The organism is Moraxella sp. CTOTU47579, assembly GCF_032004885.1.
Taxonomy (GTDB): Bacteria; Pseudomonadota; Gammaproteobacteria; order Pseudomonadales; family Moraxellaceae; genus Faucicola; species Faucicola tetraodonis.
The window spans coordinates 42962-59320 of sequence record NZ_DALZOJ010000002.1 but is presented as its reverse complement, the minus strand read 5'-3'; the positions used below and the strand labels follow the sequence as shown (position 1 = coordinate 59320).

Sequence of the window (16359 nt, the reverse complement as noted above, 5' to 3'; positions counted from 1 at the left end):
CTAAGCAAACTGCTTTAAAAATCTGACATCATTTTGATAGAACAAGCGCAAATCATTTACCCCATAATACAACATGGCAAAGCGCTCAATCCCCATCCCAAATGCAAAACCTTGGTATTTGGTCGGGTCAATACCGCTATCGGACAATACCTTTGGATGCACCATACCGCAGCCCATCACTTCTAGCCATTTGCCCCCACCTGCATAAGTATCGGCAAGGATATCCACTTCTGCAGACGGCTCAGTAAATGGAAAATACGATGGGCGAAAACGCACCGTGAGCTTGCGACCAAAAAACGCCTGCAAAAACTCATGAATCAAGCCTTTTAGCTCAGCAAAATTGGTCGATTCGCTGACATATAAACCTTCAAGCTGGTGGAACATAGGCGAGTGGGTTTGGTCGCTGTCGTTGCGATACACGCGTCCTGGACAGATGATACGAATCGGCAGGTTGCCTTTTTCCATGGTGCGAATTTGCACCGAACTGGTATGGGTACGTAGCACATAATTGGCATTAAAATGCTGTTTTTCAAAATAAAAGGTATCGTGCATGGCGCGCGCTGGGTGATGGCTTGGAATATTTAGCGCTTCAAAGTTATAGTAGTCGCTCTCAACTTCAGGGCCTGTTGCGACTTCAAAGCCTGCTTGACGGAAAAACCCTTGCATACGCTCAGCGGTCATGGTGACAGGGTGCAAATTACCCGCTTGTTGTCCACGTGCTGGCAGGGTGATGTCAATGGATTCACTGGCAAGTTTGGCAGCCAAGGCTTTGGCTTCTAAATCGCTTTGCGCTTGTTGTAGGCTGTCATTGATTTGGGTACGTACTTGATGCAGCATGCCACCGATGGTCTTTTTACCGTCCGCATCGAGTCCGCCTAGCTGTTTCGACCAGGTGGTCAAATGGCTTTTTTTGCCGGTTAAAGTCACGCGGATGTTTTGTAGGTCTTGGGGGTTTTGTGCGGTGCTAATTAAGGCTTTGGCATCTTGAACAAATTGGGAAAATTGGTCTTGGGTGATATCGGTTAAATTTTCAGAATATTGGGTAAGTTTGTCAGTCGTTATTTCTGTCATGAGCGTTGCAATCTTGGTTATCAATAGTGATAGGCATTTTAACTAAAATATGGCGATAAAAAAAGCCATTAAGCTTGCACTTAATGGCTTTTTGAAAAATCGCTTTAAAACAAATTAAGCAGCCAGTGCTTGTTTTGCTTTTTCTGCCAACGCCGTAAAACTTTGCGCGTCATGCATAGCGATGTCTGCTAATACACGGCGGTCGATTTCGATGCTGGCTTTTTTCAGACCGTTGATCATACGGCTGTAGCTTAAGCCATTTAAGCGCGCACCCGCGTTGATACGTGCAATCCATAAACGACGGAATGAACGTTTTTTGTTACGACGGTCACGATACGCATATTGACCAGCTTTGGTAACTGCTTGTACAGCAACACGGAACACACGAGAACGCGCGCCGTAATAACCTTTTGCACGAGCCAATACTTTTTTATGACGGCGATTTGCCTGTACACCACGTTTTACACGAGCCATAATTTACTCCTAAAGTTTTGTAATATCAGTTGATTGAATACCTGTGAACTTATGTTTATCATAAATTATAGGTAAGGACACATACGGTAAACACGTTTCTCATCAGACACGTGTACCAATTTGCATCCACGCAATTGACGGATACGCTTAGGAGATTTTTTGGTCAAAATGTGGCGTTTGAATGCTTGCTTGCGTTTGATACCGTTACCAGTTTTTTTAAAACGCTTGGCAGCACCACGGCGAGTTTTTAATTTCATGATAGCCTCTTGTTCGTTTTTGACAAGGATTAAACATCTTTATCAAGTGAAGTTAACCTGTTTGTCAAAAAATCCTTATTACACTGGATTTTTTGCCTTGAGGTGGGAGGCGGTATTTTATCAAAAATCATTGGTGAATGCACGCAATTGTTAAAACTAATTTTTTCTTTGACATCCATTTTATTTATGCTACTTTAACATTTCTTTACTATAATAAATTTTTATTCAGCCAGTTTTTATAAAATTTTAAAAAATCTATGATATCAATTATTTACCATGAATAACTTGGCAAATGTATCACGAGATTACCTTAATTAAGTTAACAACTTAATTTACAAAAACTGGGGCTCAGTTGGCTAAAAGTGATAAGTAAGCCCTATTTCGGACACAGTTTACATTAGTTCGTTTAACCTTAAGGTATTTATCGTTCGCAGGCTTTTGTAAAGTTTAACGTGTAATGCTATTTCATCTTCATCAACATCATGAGGTTAGAATTCTTGTCAACGTTAAGCACAAATATTGAAGTTGCCCATTTCGTGTTTGAGACCGTCATGCGCGTGCGCAATACCGAAATTGGATTAGCACAACATTTAACGGTTGAAAATTTGGTAGCATTGCTTACCGAAGCCCGTTTTCGTTTTTTATATTCAAAAAGTATTAAGGAAGTTAATGCTGAGTACCAAGGCTTGGTCATTAATCATATCGAGACCCAAATCCTTGATCGGGCACGGGCGCGTGAAGAACTGTTGTTTGAGGTTGGCGTGCAGCATTTAACCGATTTGGGTGGTGATTTTGTGTTTAAAGTCTCGCGGATGTTTGATGACTCTTTGGTGGCGTATGCCAAAATGGGCTTTGTGGCGTATGACTATCGTCAAAGCCAAGAAATCCCGTTATCAGCTGCCATCAAAGACGCCTTAGATGTGAAACCCTTTGAGATTTAGGGCTTGATGAATTATGATAAATGCCCGCATCGTTTGATGGGTGCTTTTTTTTGGCTAAGGCTTGCATAGTATGATACAGGGCGTGAATATGGATTGGCTAGATACACTAAAATTTGATGACAATGGGCTCATGCCTGCAATCGCTCAAGATTTTCATACAGGGCGCATTTTGATGATGGCATGGATGAATCGCGAGTCATTACGCCTGACTGCCGAAAAAATGCAAGCAGTGTATTGGTCACGCTCTCGCGGTAAATTATGGCACAAAGGCGAAAGCTCTGGGCATTTTCAGCAAGTCCATGAAATCCGTCTAGACTGCGATGCTGATGTGATTGTGTTGTCAGTCACCCAAGTGGGGGGGATTGCTTGCCACACGGGTCGGCAGTCCTGTTTTTATCGTCTGCTTGCCGATGACCACGGACAGCTACAATGGCAAATCACGGATGCGGTCATCAAAGACCCTGATGCGATTTATGGTGACAACGCTAAACCAACTCATGAACACTCGCAGCTTGCAGGCAATTCGACACAAACAAGCAATCCAACCCAAACAAGCCATGCGACACCAACCGCTACGACGTCAGCGGATATTTTAACCGCGTTAGATGAAGTATTGATTGGGCGTAAAGATGCCAATCCTGATAGCTCATACGTGGCAAGCCTATACCATAAAGGTATCAACAAAATCTTAGAAAAAGTCGGTGAAGAAGCCACCGAAGCCATTATCGCTGCCAAAGATATCAACATTGCCAATGATACCCCCTATGAAGCCGTCGCCGATGATACCGCAGTGAAAGATTTGGTGTATGAAATTGCTGATGTTTGGTTTCACACAATGGTCACATTGGCATGGTTTAATATACCGTCTTGGGCTGTCACCAATGAATTGGCAAGACGTTTTGGCTTATCGGGTATCGACGAAAAAGCCGCACGTCAAATCTCTTAAGTAATAGCCCTTAAGTGAGCGCCCTTAAGTAAACGCCACTAAACAGTCGATAATTCCTGAGTGTTGCTGGCTAAAAGTGCAAAAAATTCGCCGTGTTTTACACCGTTTTTTGCACAGTTATGTCAACGCAATGGTTATGTGTTACACTGCAAATTCATATTGTCCTCACCCCTATTGTCAAGGTTAATCAAAGGATATTCTCATGGGTAGTTTCTCAATCACACATTGGTTAATTTTACTGGTTGTTGTTGTGGTCATTTTTGGCACTTCAAAACTAAAAAATGCCGGTAAAGATTTGGGTAGTGCCGTTAAAGGCTTTAAAGATGCGGTCAAAGATGAAAACGAACAGCATCTGAACAAAAACCGTGTCCTTGAACACGAAAAAGCTGAGCTCAATACCACGCAGACCCAACAAGATAAACATAACGTTTAAACCCTAGTCGTTACTTTTTCTTTGGTTTTTAATCCCTAACTGCCACGGTTGTTATGTTTGATATAGGTTTCTCCGAACTACTGTTATTTGGGGCGATTGCACTGATTGTGCTGGGCCCTGAAAAACTCCCCCAAGCGGCGCGTACTGCAGGTCAGTGGTATGCCAAATTCCGCCGTACGGTTGCAACACTGCAATCAGAAATTGAAGCTGAGCTTGACCTTGCCGAAACGCGCAAGCAAATGCAGCTTGAGCTGGAAAAAATCCGCCAAGCTGAAGTTGATATGAAGCGCGAGATGGAAGCCCTTCGCAGCAGTGTGAGCGAATTACAGCAACATGGCAAAGTACCTTCGATGCAAGCTCACAACACCCAGTCGGCTAATACAACCCCTAGTCTTGGTCATGATACTAACGCAGTTAGCCTACCCACTGAACAAACCAGTCGTGAAACACCCAGTCATGAACCACCCAGTCATTTAGCTGAGCCAACAACAGATACCAGCGCGCTGTTACTAGACAAGCCATCTGACGGGTCTTATCTGACAGAAACCAAAGCAGACGATTATTTGCTGAGTCTAGAGGCTGATGTCGAAGCCGATGAAGTGGCTAAAGACTTACATGAAGCGCTATTTGCTGCCACTGAACCAATGTATTATCGTTGGTTTTTGCTCAGTGATTATGACCGTATCAGACGTCTTCCCAATCCGCCGTTTTTACCCAATTATGAGGCCGATCCTTTACTGCACCAATTGCCAAGTTTGGGTGGAGTTGCCCAGTGATTAAGCTTATCAAAACCAAAAAAACGCCTGAACAATTAGCCATTGAACAAGCTAAAAATGATGAACCATCGCAAGACAACACTTTGGTAGATATGCCCATCACTGAGCATTTGATTGAGCTGCGCCGTCATTTGATTCATGGTTTTGCGGCGGTTTTGGTGATTTTTTTGGCATTGGCGGGCTTTTCGCGAGAAATCTACGATATTTTTTCCGCCCCGTTAACGGCGTTGCTGCCCGTCAATTCTTCTATGATTGCAACCGATATCACCTCGTCATTTTTGGCACCGATTAAATTGACGCTGTATTTGGCTGTTATCTTGGCTATGCCGTATATTTTGTACCAAATTTGGTCGTTTATCGCCCCAGGGCTATATAAGCATGAAAAACGTATCGCCCTACCCGTGCTATTGTCATCGGTGATTTTGTTTTATCTGGGGATTGCGTTTGCCTATTATGTCGTGCTCAAAAGCGTGCTGGCTTTTTTTATCAAATTCTCCCCCGACAATGTGCTACCGATGACCGATATCGAAAGCTATCTAAATTTTGTGCTCAAGCTGTTTTTGGTGTTTGGGGCAACCTTTGAGATTCCTGTGTTGACACTGCTACTGGTGTTGGCTGGGGTAGTGACGGTGGATAGCTTGGCGCAAAAACGCCGTTACATCATCGTGGGTTGTTTTGGTATTGCGGCATTGGTGACACCGCCAGATGGCTTGTCGATGGTGATGCTGGCTATCCCGATGTGGTTATTGTTTGAACTCGGTCTAGTGATGGCGCGGGTATTGGTTAAAGAGAAAGCGTTATTACAGAACAACAGCTAATGTGGCTGGATAACGCTAAAGCCTAGTCAACCTCTCATTCATCCCCACTTAGTAAATAAAGGCTAGTAAATAAAGGTTTAGTAAATACAGGTTGAGTAAATAAAGGAAACTGAGCAAAACTTGCCAAATTTTGCTAAAATAGCTCACTTTTCTGTTAGCAATGGCCTTATGTCAAACCCCAGCGTTATCCCCACCCAACCCCTTGTCAACAGCCCGACCCAACGCCCAACGGGTGAGCAGCAGCAGGCTGTCGATATGGCACTCACGCGCCAGTCGTTTAAGGTGGTAGCGTATGCCGGCGCAGGTAAGACCACCACGCTTAACCTGATTGGCAATCAGCTACGTGGTCGCGGGATTTATTTGGCATTTAACAAAGCGATTGCTTCAGAAGCCCAGCGTAAATTTCCCCACCATGTCGACTGTCGCACTTTTCACTCATTGGCATTTCGTCATACTGCCCGCGATATCACCGCAAAGCTACAACTACCGCGTTTTTCTCCCAGTCGCCTCGCCTCAGATTTGGGGTTGACCCCTGTGCAAGTCAAACGCCAAATTGAAGGCAAAAGCCAGTTTGTAACCTTAACGCCAGAGCGACAAGCGCGCTTTGTGTCCGATGCGGTGAGCACGTTTTGTAGTACCCATGCCAGTTACCCCGCGCCGCGCCATTTGCAGTTTCCTGACTGGTTGGTTGCCAGTGAAGCTGAGCAGCTGCGCGATACCTTATACCCGTATGTAGAGCGCCGCTGGCAACAGTCAATTGACCCGCGCCACCCTGCGGGGATTGGGCATGATATTTATCTCAAACTCTGGGCGCTATCTAAACCGGTGATTCCTGCGGATTTTATCTTATTTGATGAAGCGCAAGATGCCGACCCCTTGATGATGGGGATTTTGTCCAATCAGCCCAACCAAGTTATCTATGTGGGTGACGCGCATCAGCAAATTTATGAATGGCGCGGCGCTGTCAATGCCATGAAGCGCCTGCCGCTACCCCAAACCTTGCTTACCCAATCGTTTCGATTTGGCGACCAAATTGCCGATGTGGCGAATGGGTTTTTAAAAGCGCTACAAGAAGAGGTGCCCCTGCGCGGTAATCCTGCGATGGCGTCCACCTTAGGCAAAAGTATGGTGCATGGTCAAAAAGATGCCATTCTCTGCCGTACCAATGCCAGTGCGATGGTCAATCTGTTATCTGGGCTTAAAATGGGACATAAAGTTGCGCTACAAGCCGATACAGAGCGTTTGCTCAAATTTAGCCAATCTGCCGAACGGCTAAAAAAAGGACAAGCGGCGTATGGTGTGCCTGAGCTTGCCTATTTTAATAATTGGCGCGACGTGCAGGATTATAGCGAGACGAACGAAGGCAGCGATTTAAAAACTCTGGTCAAACTGGTGGATGAACATGGCACCGAAACGCTAAACCAGGCAATCAATAGCTTGACCACACTGGATAAAGCCGACTACATCATTTCTACCGCACATAAAGCCAAAGGGTTGGAATGGTCACGGGTGCAAATTGACAATGATTTTTATTATGATGTGACTTCTCAGGCGGTAAAAATCTCCCCCGAAGAATTGCGACTGCTGTATGTCGCCTGTACCCGCGCCAAAGTGAATTTGGATATTTTTAATATTCAAGATTTGATTCACGGACTCAAAGATAAAAAGGTGATTTATGGCTAGTCACTTATCGCAGTTTAGCACCGATTTTACCCAGCCGCAAATTGTCCTTGCGCCGATGGAAGGACTGACCGACCCATTGATGCGGGATATTTTAACCAGTATCGGGCATTACGACTGGACGGTGAGTGAGTTCATTCGCGTCACCCAGCACGTCCTGCCCGCGCATGTGTTTTATAAATTTGTACCCGAACTTTTGCATGAGGATGGTTTAAAAGGCAAAACCATTCACGGCACGCCAGTACATGTACAGTTATTGGGCAGTGAGCCCGACTTGATGGCAGGTAATGCCGTCAAAGCGGTCGAGCTTGGTGCGTTAGCCATTGATATTAACTTTGGTTGCCCTGCTAAAACTGTCAATAGTCACCGCGGTGGCTCGGTGTTGCTCACCGAACCTGAAACCTTGTATCAAATCATCCATGCAGTACGCCAAGCCGTACCATCAGATACGCCTGTATCAGCAAAAATCCGACTCGGCTATGAAGATACCTCACTAACCCAAGAAATCGGCGATGCGGTGCAATCAGCCAATGCCAGTTGGCTGACCATCCACGCCCGTACCAAAACCCAAGGCTATAAACCCCCTGCCTATTGGGAGTTAATCGCGCCCCTGACCCAGCGGTTAAGCTTACCGATTATTGCCAATGGCGAAATTTGGCAGACTGAACAAGCCATGCGTTGCCGCAAACAAGCCAACACCCCACATATCATGCTCGGACGTGGTGCGGTCACTCGTCCTGACTTAGTGAATCAAATCAAAGCGATGGATAAAGGTGACAGGGCAGAAAATATGGCTTGGCACACGCTACTTAAGCTACAAATTGCGTTTTTGCAAGGACATGCCCGTAGCGACAATATGCTGGTAGGACGTTACAAACAGTGGCTTGGCATGTTGACCCAAGGCTATGAAGAAGCCAGCGAGCTTTGGCAAACGGTCAAAAAACAAAAACAGCTTGAGACCATTGTTGCGATGTTGCAAGCACAATCCCAAGCTGTCGATGGCTCATAGCAAATTAGCTCAATCGTATCGCTAAATAAAACAACATCAGCGGACAAGCGAGGCTAAGCGACCAAATAATTGAGCGAAAAGTTGCCCAATTGGCTATGTACGCCAACCCATAAATAATCCGCAATACCACATACAACCACGCCAACTGGGTCACCACTGAAAGCGGTACAAAAAATAGCAATGCCACAATTACCGCTGCCAAGAATATCGGCAAGGTTTCATAGCTATTTTGCTGCGCGGCATTGGCACGCGCTGCCGCGCCCGTTTGTTTACCCAAAAACTCGCGCGGATTGGCATTGTCTTTGCTTTTAAATCCGCCAAAGACCTTTGCCAATATCGCAAACACCAAGGGCAATAAACTGGCAACCATCATTGCCAGCACCACGCTGCTATTGGTGGCAGGGACAGCACTTAGATAGGGAAACATGCCGTTATTCCCTACCCTTTAACCGTTTCATTAGTGATTTCATCAGAGGTTTCATCAATGATTTCATAGTCATGGGTGATTTTGACACCGCCATTTTCTAGCATACGACTTGCTGAGCAGTATTTTTCTGCCGATAACTCGATGGCTTTTTTAACCTGCGCTTCTTTGATGGCGCTACCTTTGACCACAAAATGCAAATGAATATCAGTAAATACTGCAGGAATCGTGTCGGCACGCTTAGCCGATAACTGACACTCAACATCGCTCACCGCCTGACGGGCTTTTTGCAGGATACTGACCACATCATAACTGGCACAGCCGCCAAGCCCCATCAAAACCATTTCCATGGGTTTGGCACCCAATTTTTCGGCTGAATCCATGATAATTTTATTGCCGTTTTCGGTCACGGCTTCAAAATTAATGTCTTCGTTTTTTAACCAATTTACTGTTGCTTTCATACTATCCCCAGATGCTTATAATTTTTAAAAAATGTTTTGTATAAAATCAAGCGATATTATGCGCTTTTTATGTCCGTGAAACAATTTATAGCAAATAAACATTACACTTTTGACATAAAAACTGGTTTAATAGTGGGTAATAAAGGCAGTGATTACATTGTCCATGTTTTTTAGCAATAATAATAAAATAAGCGTCTGTTGGTATGAGATGGGTTTATGCCCGATGATTTGATTGACCAAAACTTTAATAATGGTCTGCAAGGATGTGTGTAAACCTTGCGACCCAAAAAACTTGATAATGTGATTGCCTGCCAATTTTAACCATTAAATTGAAGGTAATCGTCATGATTGATGCAGACGGCTTTCGAGCCAACGTAGGTATCATCTTGGCAAATACACACGGACAAGTACTGTGGGCAAAACGCGTGGGTCACGATGCTTGGCAATTTCCACAAGGCGGCATTGATTTTGGTGAAACGCCGCTTGATGCAATGTATCGGGAATTGTGGGAAGAAGTCGGATTGTACCCTCAGCATGTCAAAGTGTTGTCACAAACCCAAAATTGGCTGCGTTATCGGTTGCCAAAACGTTTTGTACGACAAGGACAATATCCTTTGTGTATTGGGCAAAAACAAAAATGGTTTTTGCTCCAGCTAGATGAGAACAATGTAGAACATATCCGTTTTGATACGGCAAAACCTGAATTTGACCGCTGGGAATGGGTCAGTTACTGGTATCCACTTAACCAAGTGGTGGCATTTAAACGTAATGTATATCGCCGCGCCTTGTTTGAGTTATCACCGCAGTTGCCACTCAAAAAAGAATTGTTACTACCCAAAAACGTAAAAATTCACTCCTATTAAACCTAAACAAATAAATCCAAAAAAAGCTCACTTCGGTGGGCTTTTTTATGGCGTATCGTTAGGGATTGTCTAGTATGTCCCATTCCAGCCAATAAAAAACCCTTCGCGATTGCAAAGGGTTTTTGATAATAAGCGATTAAACTTATTTTTTGTTACGACCTGCAAATGCGCCGAAACGTTTGTTGAAGCTTGCCACACGACCTTCGTTTTGGGTTTTACGTTGTTCGCCGGTATAGAATGGGTGTGAGGCACTTGAAATATCGAGTGCAACGTATGGGTATTCTTTACCTTCGTATTCGCGAGTTACTTTTGATTTGATAGTTGAGCGAGTTAAAAAGTAAACGTCAGCGTTGGTGTCGTGGAATAAAACTTCTTGATAAGCTGGATGGATATCTGGGCGCATGGTTAGGTCTCTAGTCATTATCCTGCCCTTTGGTCTGCAGTTAGTATGCGTGGCGTGAATGTTTATTTTGCTAAAAATTCACCCAAACACCCAACCGATTAAAGCCAACACAGGATGGATTGATAAAATTGGAAGCCGAATTTTACTAGATTTGCTTTATTTTTGCAAGTTATTTCCACTGCAGCCATTTTGTGAGGCTTATATTTTCACCCGCTAACAGCGTCCATTTTTGCGGTTGTTTAACATGCACGTCACTCACGGGTGGCACTTCAAGCACGAGCAGCTCATCACGGCGAAATACATGACACACGGCAGGGTCTTCACTAATTGTTTGGGTTTTGGCAGTGGCTTTGAGCCATTTTTCGCTCGCCTTTAACCCATCAATTGCCACGATGACGTCATTAGCAGAAATCCCTGCAGCGGCGGCTTGGCTATTTCGCACAACACGTTGCACTTTTAACCCCGTAGGGTCGCTCATATATTTCATGCCCCAAGTAATATCATCATCTTTTTGTTCGATACTCACACCCTGCTCTGACAACCGTTCAAATAGCGGTAATTCTGTCGTGCCGTCGATATAATTGGCTCTAAAATCTTGCCAAACCTCTTTGGGTAAACATTCGTTCATGACGTCATCTAGATTGGCGTCCGTCATACCAAAACGGCGATTATCTTGGGCTTTGGCTTTGTCATAAAAAACTTTTATCACATCAAAAATACGCTTGCCATGGTTTATCAAAGTCAAGTCTAAACATAACGCCACCAGCGCGCCTTTGTTGTAGTAGCTAATCCCCGCGTTGGCGGTGTTCTCATCGCTACGATATAGCTTTATCCACGCATCAAAGCTTGACTCTGCCACGCTTTGCAAGGCGCGTCCGTGGGTTTGATAGTAGCGATTGATTTGTTCAGCAAGTAGCTTTAGATAGCTATGTTGTGAAATAACCCCGCTTTTTTGTAGCATAAAATCATCCACATAACTGGTAAAGCCTTCAAATACCCATAGCAAGGTGGTGTAAGTCTCTTGGTTAAAATTGGCGGTTAAAAAAACTTCGGGACGCACGGTTTTAACCCACCACGCATGAAAGTATTCATGGCTACACAAGCCCAAAAAGCGTTGATAACTCTCACTTGGCTCAGCTTGTTCAAAAAATGTGGGTAGGTCATCTCGTGGGGTAATCAAACTGGTACTGGCAAGGTGTTCAAGCCCGCCATAGTCGCTTGAAGTTGCTATGGTCATAAACAGATAATCATCAAACGGCGTATCACCGAGCCAATCGACATAGCTTTGACAAATTTTGCTAAGGTCAGTTTCTAGGCGTTCAAGGTCGCTGTGGTGTACGCCAGAAATCACAAATCGGTGGGCAATGGTGTTTTCGCCACTTTTTACATCGAACCAAAATTCATCTTGCTCAGCAATTTCAAACGGGCTGTCGGTGAGTTGCTCGTAGTTGTCGGCAGTTAGCTGATAGATGGTTTGTTCGGCTTGTTGGTGCATTTTTTCGGGTAAAACAGTGGCTAGGCTGACTTCCACGCCGTTTACCTCATAAAAGTCTTGCGGGCAAATGAGTTCGGCTTTAATCGCTTGGTTTTCTTGCCCTTGTACCGCTAATGCTAGGGAGGTGAAGTTGCCGTACAGGCGAGTTTCATCGACATATGCCCCACGCACGGATAAGTCATAAGCATAGACTTCATAAGTGACGCTAATGCGGTCGCCTTGTTTGGCGTGGATTTGCCAGTGGTTTTTATCAAGTTTTTTAAGGCGTTGATTGTTCTTGGCGTTGGGGTCATGGATGGTGGCAGTGACTGCCGTAATGTGTTTGCTAAATTCTCGAATCATATAACTACCCGCAATCCAAGCAGGTAGCCAAACGATTGGGTTGTCGTTGTCCGCAGTAAACGTAAGCGTGACATCGACAAGGTGTTCGCGGAAGCGTTTAAAGTCGAATTGATAATGAATTTTGTTCATGATATTTTCTTTTTCAATTTTACGAAATTTTAAATAGATGCTAGGATAAAACAAAATTTTAACCCAAATTTTGTTTTTAGACCGAATTTTCTACAGGCAATCAACGATGAATTATTACAAATTGGATTTTTTCTAAGTTTTTTAACTTAGGAAAAATCTATTATGCAAAAACTTGAAAAAACTCACAAAAAAACCAAAGTTCAATATCGCAGTTCTGGGCGTAAGAAAATCTATTTTCCGTGGGAAAGTTGTCGTTATCCAAATTTACGCAATCAGATTTATAGCTACTTTAGAACGCAACAAGAACGCTCATTTCATTATTTGCACAAAGCGGAATATTGGGACTATAACATCAAGCTACGCCCCAAGCGTGGTAAGCATTTACCGCATATTTGGGATGACAAACCAACTTATGCGTTCAAATATGCAAAAAGTTGGAAACACAATTCTAAACGCCGTCATCAATGGTATCGTGAAAAAGATGGGTTTCGTGAAAAAATGCAATCTGATTACATTTTAACAGATTGATTTTGAGGATTTGCAACTTTATAATAAAGACAAGGAGTGGGCTAACGGTTTCCCGAAAGCCCCAGCGTTTTAGTTGTTCCAGCAACTGCCACGCTGTCTTGCGTCCGTCTAATAAGCGTTACTGCTTAACAGCATTAGGACAACAAGAACGATGATGATTAAACAGCGTTTCATCGTTCTTTACTCCGTTAAGTGTTAAGTCCAAGCTTAACGGCTCGTTTAGCATAACGTCACGCCAAACTCTGCTATTATATTTTTATGCTTGCAAAAAAGCCATATCAAAGCGATATGGCTTTTTTCATTTATAAATCCCCAAATTTCAACTTATCATGCCAATGTTTGTAATCTGGCATGACTCGTGCCACCTGCGCCCAAAATCGTGCCGAATGATTGGGCTCAATCAGATGACAAAGCTCATGCACCAACACATAATCCGCGCAGTCTGGCGGGAATTGCGCGAGCCAAACGGACAAGCGAATGGTTTTGGCTTGGGTGCTACAACTGCCCCATCGGGTTTTCATGGTGTAAGGCGTGATTCTGCTGGCGGATTTACCCACTTTGTCTTGCCAAAACGCTTGGCGGTTTTGGATAAATTGAGTGAGCCAAAATTTATAAATATGGCGTAAGGTTTTGCCAACATCCAATCGCGCCAGCTCGCTTGGTTTTATGGGGTGCTTTAACAATAACTCTCTGACTAAAACCTGTTGCCCTTCAAAATAAATATTGCTTTCAAGGGTCAAATTTGCCAAGTCTTTAACATCATTGATATAAGCAGGTTTTTTGGGTGTAAGTTCTTTAAATTTTCGTTGTTTTTGCTGGCAGTCGATTGCCCATGCAAGGCGATGTTCAAGCGATTGCATCAGCAGGTGTTGTGGCATACGCATCGGATAAGACACGCTGAGCAAGCTGGTAAACGGTGCTTCATCAATCGATTTGATACGAAAGTTGATATGTTTGACCCGTTTGCTTTCAATCGCAAGTTTGATACCTTGCTCAGCGTAGGCGGTGAGTACAGTTTGCATAAATTTTAGCAATTATTGACGCAAGTAATGCTCAAAAATCTCGCCAAAGTCATAATTACGAATGGTCTTTAAACGCTCGCCATAGGCATTTTCTACTTGTGCGACAGTTTGGTTGATGACATCCGGCAAGTTAAGCACCACGTTTTCTGACAATTCGCGTAAGCTAAACATACTGGTGACGGTATTAAAGGATTTTTCTAGCACCGTTTCTTCATGGGCAATGCGTTTGCACTGCTCGCTAATCGCAGTCAGCGCCTTATAGATGTCGCGGATTTGCTCGATTTGATTTTTGTCGATATCAATCGAAAACGCCACACCGCCCAAGCTAAATTTTAGCTCAGCATCCATATCCATCGTGCCTGCGGTCTCAATCATGATATTGGCGGGCTGAAAATTGCGGTACGGATAGCGTTTTAGCAAGCGTTTTTTACTGGTCGCCGACTGCCCATCAAGGTGGATAAAGGCGACATTGGTAAAGCAATATTCGTCCATTTTTGACTTAATCACAAAATAAATGCGCTCGTTATCTTCATGAAAAATATAGTCATCAATATCGGTTTGGTTAAACTGACTGGCTGGGATGATTTTACCGATGTCACTTAAACCCAATGCATCTGAGGCAAGATTTTTAAACATAGTCACTTCCTGTTTTATCCATAAAAATTGTTAAAAACGCTGTCTGTGCGAAAAACTGTTTTCGATAACATAACACAAATATCACATTGGCAACATAGATGTCATGCTGATTACTGGCTATGATACCGACATAACACTGATAATAAACAATAAATGAAAATGAAGGAACAACAATGAAAGCCAAACCAACATCTAGCAATTTGACCGATATTGATTCGGATAGTTTTACTGTGCAATTGGATGATGAATCCTTGTCATCAAGCCATATTGAAGCGGGTGAAAGTGGTTTGACCCCGATTCATCGCCAAAATATTGATGAGCAGCGGATTGATGAATTACTGGTTGAGGATAGCTTTAGCGAAGAGCACTATCCGACTATTGGTGATATCGCTGACCCTGATGCCGCAGATGAAAGTTATAAAGACTGATTTCCTGTACTGAAATTTTTTGTATTTAAAGGTCAAAAAGAAACACCAAAAAGGTTGGTAAGCTACCAACCTTTTTTATTAGCTTGCTGTTAATAAGACTTGCTATTAATGCGCTTAATAATCCGCTTTAATCTCAAGCTTTAACAATAAGTCTTAATACCATCCTTGCAGATTTTGTTGCCACGCTTGCACGTGTGGCAATGCCAATGATTCAAACAAGTCAATATGCGCAGCATCTACATTAAGTGCAGGGATATAATGATAATCCCCACCGCCATTGGACTGGAATGTCTGTCGATTTTCGACTGCCAACTCTTCTAACGTCTCTAAGCAATCTGCCGAAAATGCCGGACTTAGCACCTGCACTGACTTGATCCCTTGCTTGCCCCACTCGGTTAAGGTGACATCCGTATAGGGTTTGACCCATTCTTGCTTACCAAAGCGTGATTGAAAACTACATTCCCACTCATGACGCTCAAGCCCCAACACTTGCGCCAAATGCGCTGCCGTACAGCGACAGCGTCTGGCATACGGATCGCCTTTTTGCTCATATGGCTCTGGAATCCCGTGAAAACTCAATAGCAGTTTTTCAGGTTTGCCATGTTCATCTTGGAAGCGTTTGACGCTCTCAGCCAAGGCTTGGATGTATTGCGGATGGGCAAAATAATCTTTGACAAAGCTGATGCTGGGTAAATTACGCTGCTTAAGCCCCCATTTGGCGACGACATCAAACACCGCGCCAGTGGTGGAACCGGAAAACTGCGGATAAGCTGGCAACATTACGATTTGCTCTACTTTTTTGGCATTTAGTGCCGATAGCACATCTGTTAACGCAGGTTTGCCATAGGTCATGGCAGCATGGACGCTTACTTTGCAAGGCAGTTGATGTTGGTCAAAACGCTGCTGCAACAAGTCCACTTGGGCAAGCGTGATTTTACGCAGTGGGGAATCACCGTCCCACACGCTAGCATAGGCGTGGGCAACCCGTTTGGGGCGACTGCGTAGCACAAACAAGTTTAAGATGATTTGCCAGATAAACTGCGGGATTTCAATCACGCGCGGATCGGACAAAAATTGTTTGAGATAGCGGCGCACCGCTGCTTCAGTTGGTGCATCGGGTGTTCCCAAATTCACAAGGACAACGGCAATTTCAGGTGGGTTGCTTGGCTTCATAATTTGTCTTTAATCCAAAAAATCATAAAAAAAGTGGGGTTAAGATTAGC

At 43.9% G+C, this 16359-nt stretch carries 20 protein-coding genes; 10 read left to right on the top strand and 10 right to left on the bottom strand.

All coding sequences use genetic code 11. From position 1 onward, the window contains the following. The 3 genes from pheS to rpmI form a co-directional block, all read right to left on the bottom strand. Complete coding sequence (gene pheS, locus RTP55_RS01625; RefSeq protein ID WP_312114591.1) at window positions 1-1071, bottom strand: phenylalanine--tRNA ligase subunit alpha; 1071 nt, start codon at window positions 1069-1071, stop codon at window positions 1-3. Between the two features lie 114 nt (window positions 1072-1185). Further along, window positions 1186-1545 (bottom strand): 50S ribosomal protein L20, encoded by a 360-nt coding sequence (gene rplT / locus RTP55_RS01620; protein WP_101963999.1) that lies wholly within the window; start codon window positions 1543-1545, stop codon window positions 1186-1188. 65 nt (window positions 1546-1610) lie between these two features. Beyond that, window positions 1611-1805, bottom strand: coding sequence for a 50S ribosomal protein L35 (rpmI, locus tag RTP55_RS01615; protein ID WP_036604595.1), 195 nt, complete (start codon window positions 1803-1805; stop codon window positions 1611-1613). 494 nt (window positions 1806-2299) lie between these two features. On the opposite strand from rpmI, the gene RTP55_RS01610 reads away from it, so the two are divergent. The 7 genes from RTP55_RS01610 to RTP55_RS01580 all read left to right on the top strand — a co-directional run bounded on the left by RTP55_RS01610 (window position 2300) and on the right by RTP55_RS01580 (window position 8405). Continuing rightward, entirely contained in the window at window positions 2300-2743 is a 444-nt protein-coding gene (locus tag RTP55_RS01610; protein ID WP_203171385.1) for an acyl-CoA thioesterase, read from the top strand. Window positions 2744-2831: 88 nt separating this feature from the next. Then, window positions 2832-3689: a bifunctional phosphoribosyl-AMP cyclohydrolase/phosphoribosyl-ATP diphosphatase HisIE gene (gene hisIE / locus RTP55_RS01605; RefSeq protein WP_312383713.1), complete on the top strand. Its 858-nt coding sequence runs from the start codon at window positions 2832-2834 to the stop codon at window positions 3687-3689. Between the two features lie 202 nt (window positions 3690-3891). Further along, complete coding sequence (tatA, locus tag RTP55_RS01600; RefSeq protein ID WP_203171383.1) at window positions 3892-4122, top strand: Sec-independent protein translocase subunit TatA; 231 nt, start codon at window positions 3892-3894, stop codon at window positions 4120-4122. A gap of 53 nt (window positions 4123-4175) precedes the next feature. Continuing rightward, window positions 4176-4898 (top strand): Sec-independent protein translocase protein TatB, encoded by a 723-nt coding sequence (gene tatB / locus RTP55_RS01595; protein ID WP_248107679.1) that lies wholly within the window; start codon window positions 4176-4178, stop codon window positions 4896-4898. A 92-nt stretch (window positions 4899-4990) separates the two neighbouring features. Continuing rightward, on the top strand, window positions 4991-5716 hold the full coding sequence (gene tatC, locus RTP55_RS01590) for a twin-arginine translocase subunit TatC (RefSeq protein ID WP_228274288.1): 726 nt from the start codon (window positions 4991-4993) through the stop codon (window positions 5714-5716). 168 nt (window positions 5717-5884) lie between these two features. Beyond that, window positions 5885-7399 (top strand): UvrD-helicase domain-containing protein, encoded by a 1515-nt coding sequence (locus tag RTP55_RS01585; RefSeq protein WP_239741425.1) that lies wholly within the window; start codon window positions 5885-5887, stop codon window positions 7397-7399. Beyond that, a complete protein-coding gene (locus RTP55_RS01580) occupies window positions 7392-8405 on the top strand; it encodes a tRNA dihydrouridine synthase (RefSeq protein WP_312383702.1) in 1014 nt (337 codons plus the stop codon). Before RTP55_RS01585 ends, RTP55_RS01580 begins: the two co-directional genes overlap by 8 nt. Before the next feature lie 4 nt (window positions 8406-8409). Here the strand turns inward: RTP55_RS01580 and RTP55_RS01575 are convergent, their stop codons facing one another. Together RTP55_RS01575 and RTP55_RS01570 are read right to left on the bottom strand one after the other, a co-directional pair. Further along, a complete protein-coding gene (locus RTP55_RS01575; protein ID WP_312383700.1) occupies window positions 8410-8832 on the bottom strand; it encodes an MAPEG family protein in 423 nt (140 codons plus the stop codon). 11 nt (window positions 8833-8843) lie between these two features. Continuing rightward, window positions 8844-9290, bottom strand: a complete 447-nt coding sequence (locus RTP55_RS01570) for an OsmC family protein (RefSeq protein WP_312383698.1) — start codon at window positions 9288-9290, stop codon at window positions 8844-8846. Between the two features lie 344 nt (window positions 9291-9634). Between RTP55_RS01570 and RTP55_RS01565 the strand changes: the two genes are divergently transcribed. Then, window positions 9635-10153, top strand: a complete 519-nt coding sequence (locus RTP55_RS01565) for an RNA pyrophosphohydrolase (protein ID WP_036596083.1) — start codon at window positions 9635-9637, stop codon at window positions 10151-10153. Between the two features lie 142 nt (window positions 10154-10295). On the opposite strand, the gene RTP55_RS01560 is transcribed toward RTP55_RS01565, so the two are convergent. Both RTP55_RS01560 and RTP55_RS01555 read right to left on the bottom strand, forming a co-directional pair. Continuing rightward, window positions 10296-10556 (bottom strand): type B 50S ribosomal protein L31, encoded by a 261-nt coding sequence (locus tag RTP55_RS01560; protein WP_065254160.1) that lies wholly within the window; start codon window positions 10554-10556, stop codon window positions 10296-10298. Between the two features lie 169 nt (window positions 10557-10725). After that, complete coding sequence (locus RTP55_RS01555; protein ID WP_312383696.1) at window positions 10726-12522, bottom strand: M61 family metallopeptidase; 1797 nt, start codon at window positions 12520-12522, stop codon at window positions 10726-10728. Between the two features lie 162 nt (window positions 12523-12684). Between RTP55_RS01555 and RTP55_RS01550 the strand changes: the two genes are divergently transcribed. Then, window positions 12685-13050 carry a hypothetical protein gene (locus tag RTP55_RS01550; protein ID WP_007117225.1) on the top strand — a complete coding sequence of 122 codons (366 nt, stop codon included), beginning with the start codon at window positions 12685-12687 and terminating at the stop codon, window positions 13048-13050. A 302-nt stretch (window positions 13051-13352) separates the two neighbouring features. Here RTP55_RS01550 and RTP55_RS01545 read toward each other — a convergent pair whose 3' ends face one another. Then, complete coding sequence (locus RTP55_RS01545; protein WP_312383695.1) at window positions 13353-14072, bottom strand: M48 family metallopeptidase; 720 nt, start codon at window positions 14070-14072, stop codon at window positions 13353-13355. Between the two features lie 12 nt (window positions 14073-14084). Beyond that, window positions 14085-14708 carry a PH domain-containing protein gene (locus tag RTP55_RS01540; RefSeq protein ID WP_312383693.1) on the bottom strand — a complete coding sequence of 208 codons (624 nt, stop codon included), beginning with the start codon at window positions 14706-14708 and terminating at the stop codon, window positions 14085-14087. Window positions 14709-14881: 173 nt separating this feature from the next. Between RTP55_RS01540 and RTP55_RS01535 the strand changes: the two genes are divergently transcribed. After that, window positions 14882-15136 (top strand): hypothetical protein, encoded by a 255-nt coding sequence (locus tag RTP55_RS01535; RefSeq protein WP_007117228.1) that lies wholly within the window; start codon window positions 14882-14884, stop codon window positions 15134-15136. 153 nt (window positions 15137-15289) lie between these two features. Here the strand turns inward: RTP55_RS01535 and hemH are convergent, their stop codons facing one another. Continuing rightward, complete coding sequence (hemH, locus tag RTP55_RS01530) at window positions 15290-16309, bottom strand: ferrochelatase (RefSeq protein ID WP_099833405.1); 1020 nt, start codon at window positions 16307-16309, stop codon at window positions 15290-15292. Window positions 16310-16359: the final 50 nt, after the last annotated feature.

Excerpts from the sequence above, each read along its gene's own strand:
- RTP55_RS01560 (WP_065254160.1), bottom strand. The coding sequence starts at position 10,556 with ATGCGCCCAGATATCCATCCAGCTTATCAAGAAGTTTTATTCCACGAC.
- RTP55_RS01555 (WP_312383696.1), bottom strand. The coding sequence starts at position 12,522 with ATGAACAAAATTCATTATCAATTCGACTTTAAACGCTTCCGCGAACAC.
- rplT (WP_101963999.1), bottom strand. The coding sequence starts at position 1,545 with ATGGCTCGTGTAAAACGTGGTGTACAGGCAAATCGCCGTCATAAAAAA.
- RTP55_RS01585 (WP_239741425.1), top strand. The coding sequence starts at position 5,885 with ATGTCAAACCCCAGCGTTATCCCCACCCAACCCCTTGTCAACAGCCCG.
- RTP55_RS01545 (WP_312383695.1), bottom strand. The coding sequence starts at position 14,072 with ATGCAAACTGTACTCACCGCCTACGCTGAGCAAGGTATCAAACTTGCG.
- RTP55_RS01535 (WP_007117228.1), top strand. The coding sequence starts at position 14,882 with ATGAAAGCCAAACCAACATCTAGCAATTTGACCGATATTGATTCGGAT.
- hisIE (WP_312383713.1), top strand. The coding sequence starts at position 2,832 with ATGGATTGGCTAGATACACTAAAATTTGATGACAATGGGCTCATGCCT.
- RTP55_RS01580 (WP_312383702.1), top strand. The coding sequence starts at position 7,392 with ATGGCTAGTCACTTATCGCAGTTTAGCACCGATTTTACCCAGCCGCAA.
- pheS (WP_312114591.1), bottom strand. The coding sequence starts at position 1,071 with ATGACAGAAATAACGACTGACAAACTTACCCAATATTCTGAAAATTTA.
- tatA (WP_203171383.1), top strand. The coding sequence starts at position 3,892 with ATGGGTAGTTTCTCAATCACACATTGGTTAATTTTACTGGTTGTTGTT.
- hemH (WP_099833405.1), bottom strand. The coding sequence starts at position 16,309 with ATGAAGCCAAGCAACCCACCTGAAATTGCCGTTGTCCTTGTGAATTTG.
- RTP55_RS01540 (WP_312383693.1), bottom strand. The coding sequence starts at position 14,708 with ATGTTTAAAAATCTTGCCTCAGATGCATTGGGTTTAAGTGACATCGGT.
- RTP55_RS01565 (WP_036596083.1), top strand. The coding sequence starts at position 9,635 with ATGATTGATGCAGACGGCTTTCGAGCCAACGTAGGTATCATCTTGGCA.
- tatC (WP_228274288.1), top strand. The coding sequence starts at position 4,991 with ATGCCCATCACTGAGCATTTGATTGAGCTGCGCCGTCATTTGATTCAT.
- tatB (WP_248107679.1), top strand. The coding sequence starts at position 4,176 with ATGTTTGATATAGGTTTCTCCGAACTACTGTTATTTGGGGCGATTGCA.
- RTP55_RS01570 (WP_312383698.1), bottom strand. The coding sequence starts at position 9,290 with ATGAAAGCAACAGTAAATTGGTTAAAAAACGAAGACATTAATTTTGAA.
- RTP55_RS01550 (WP_007117225.1), top strand. The coding sequence starts at position 12,685 with ATGCAAAAACTTGAAAAAACTCACAAAAAAACCAAAGTTCAATATCGC.
- RTP55_RS01575 (WP_312383700.1), bottom strand. The coding sequence starts at position 8,832 with ATGTTTCCCTATCTAAGTGCTGTCCCTGCCACCAATAGCAGCGTGGTG.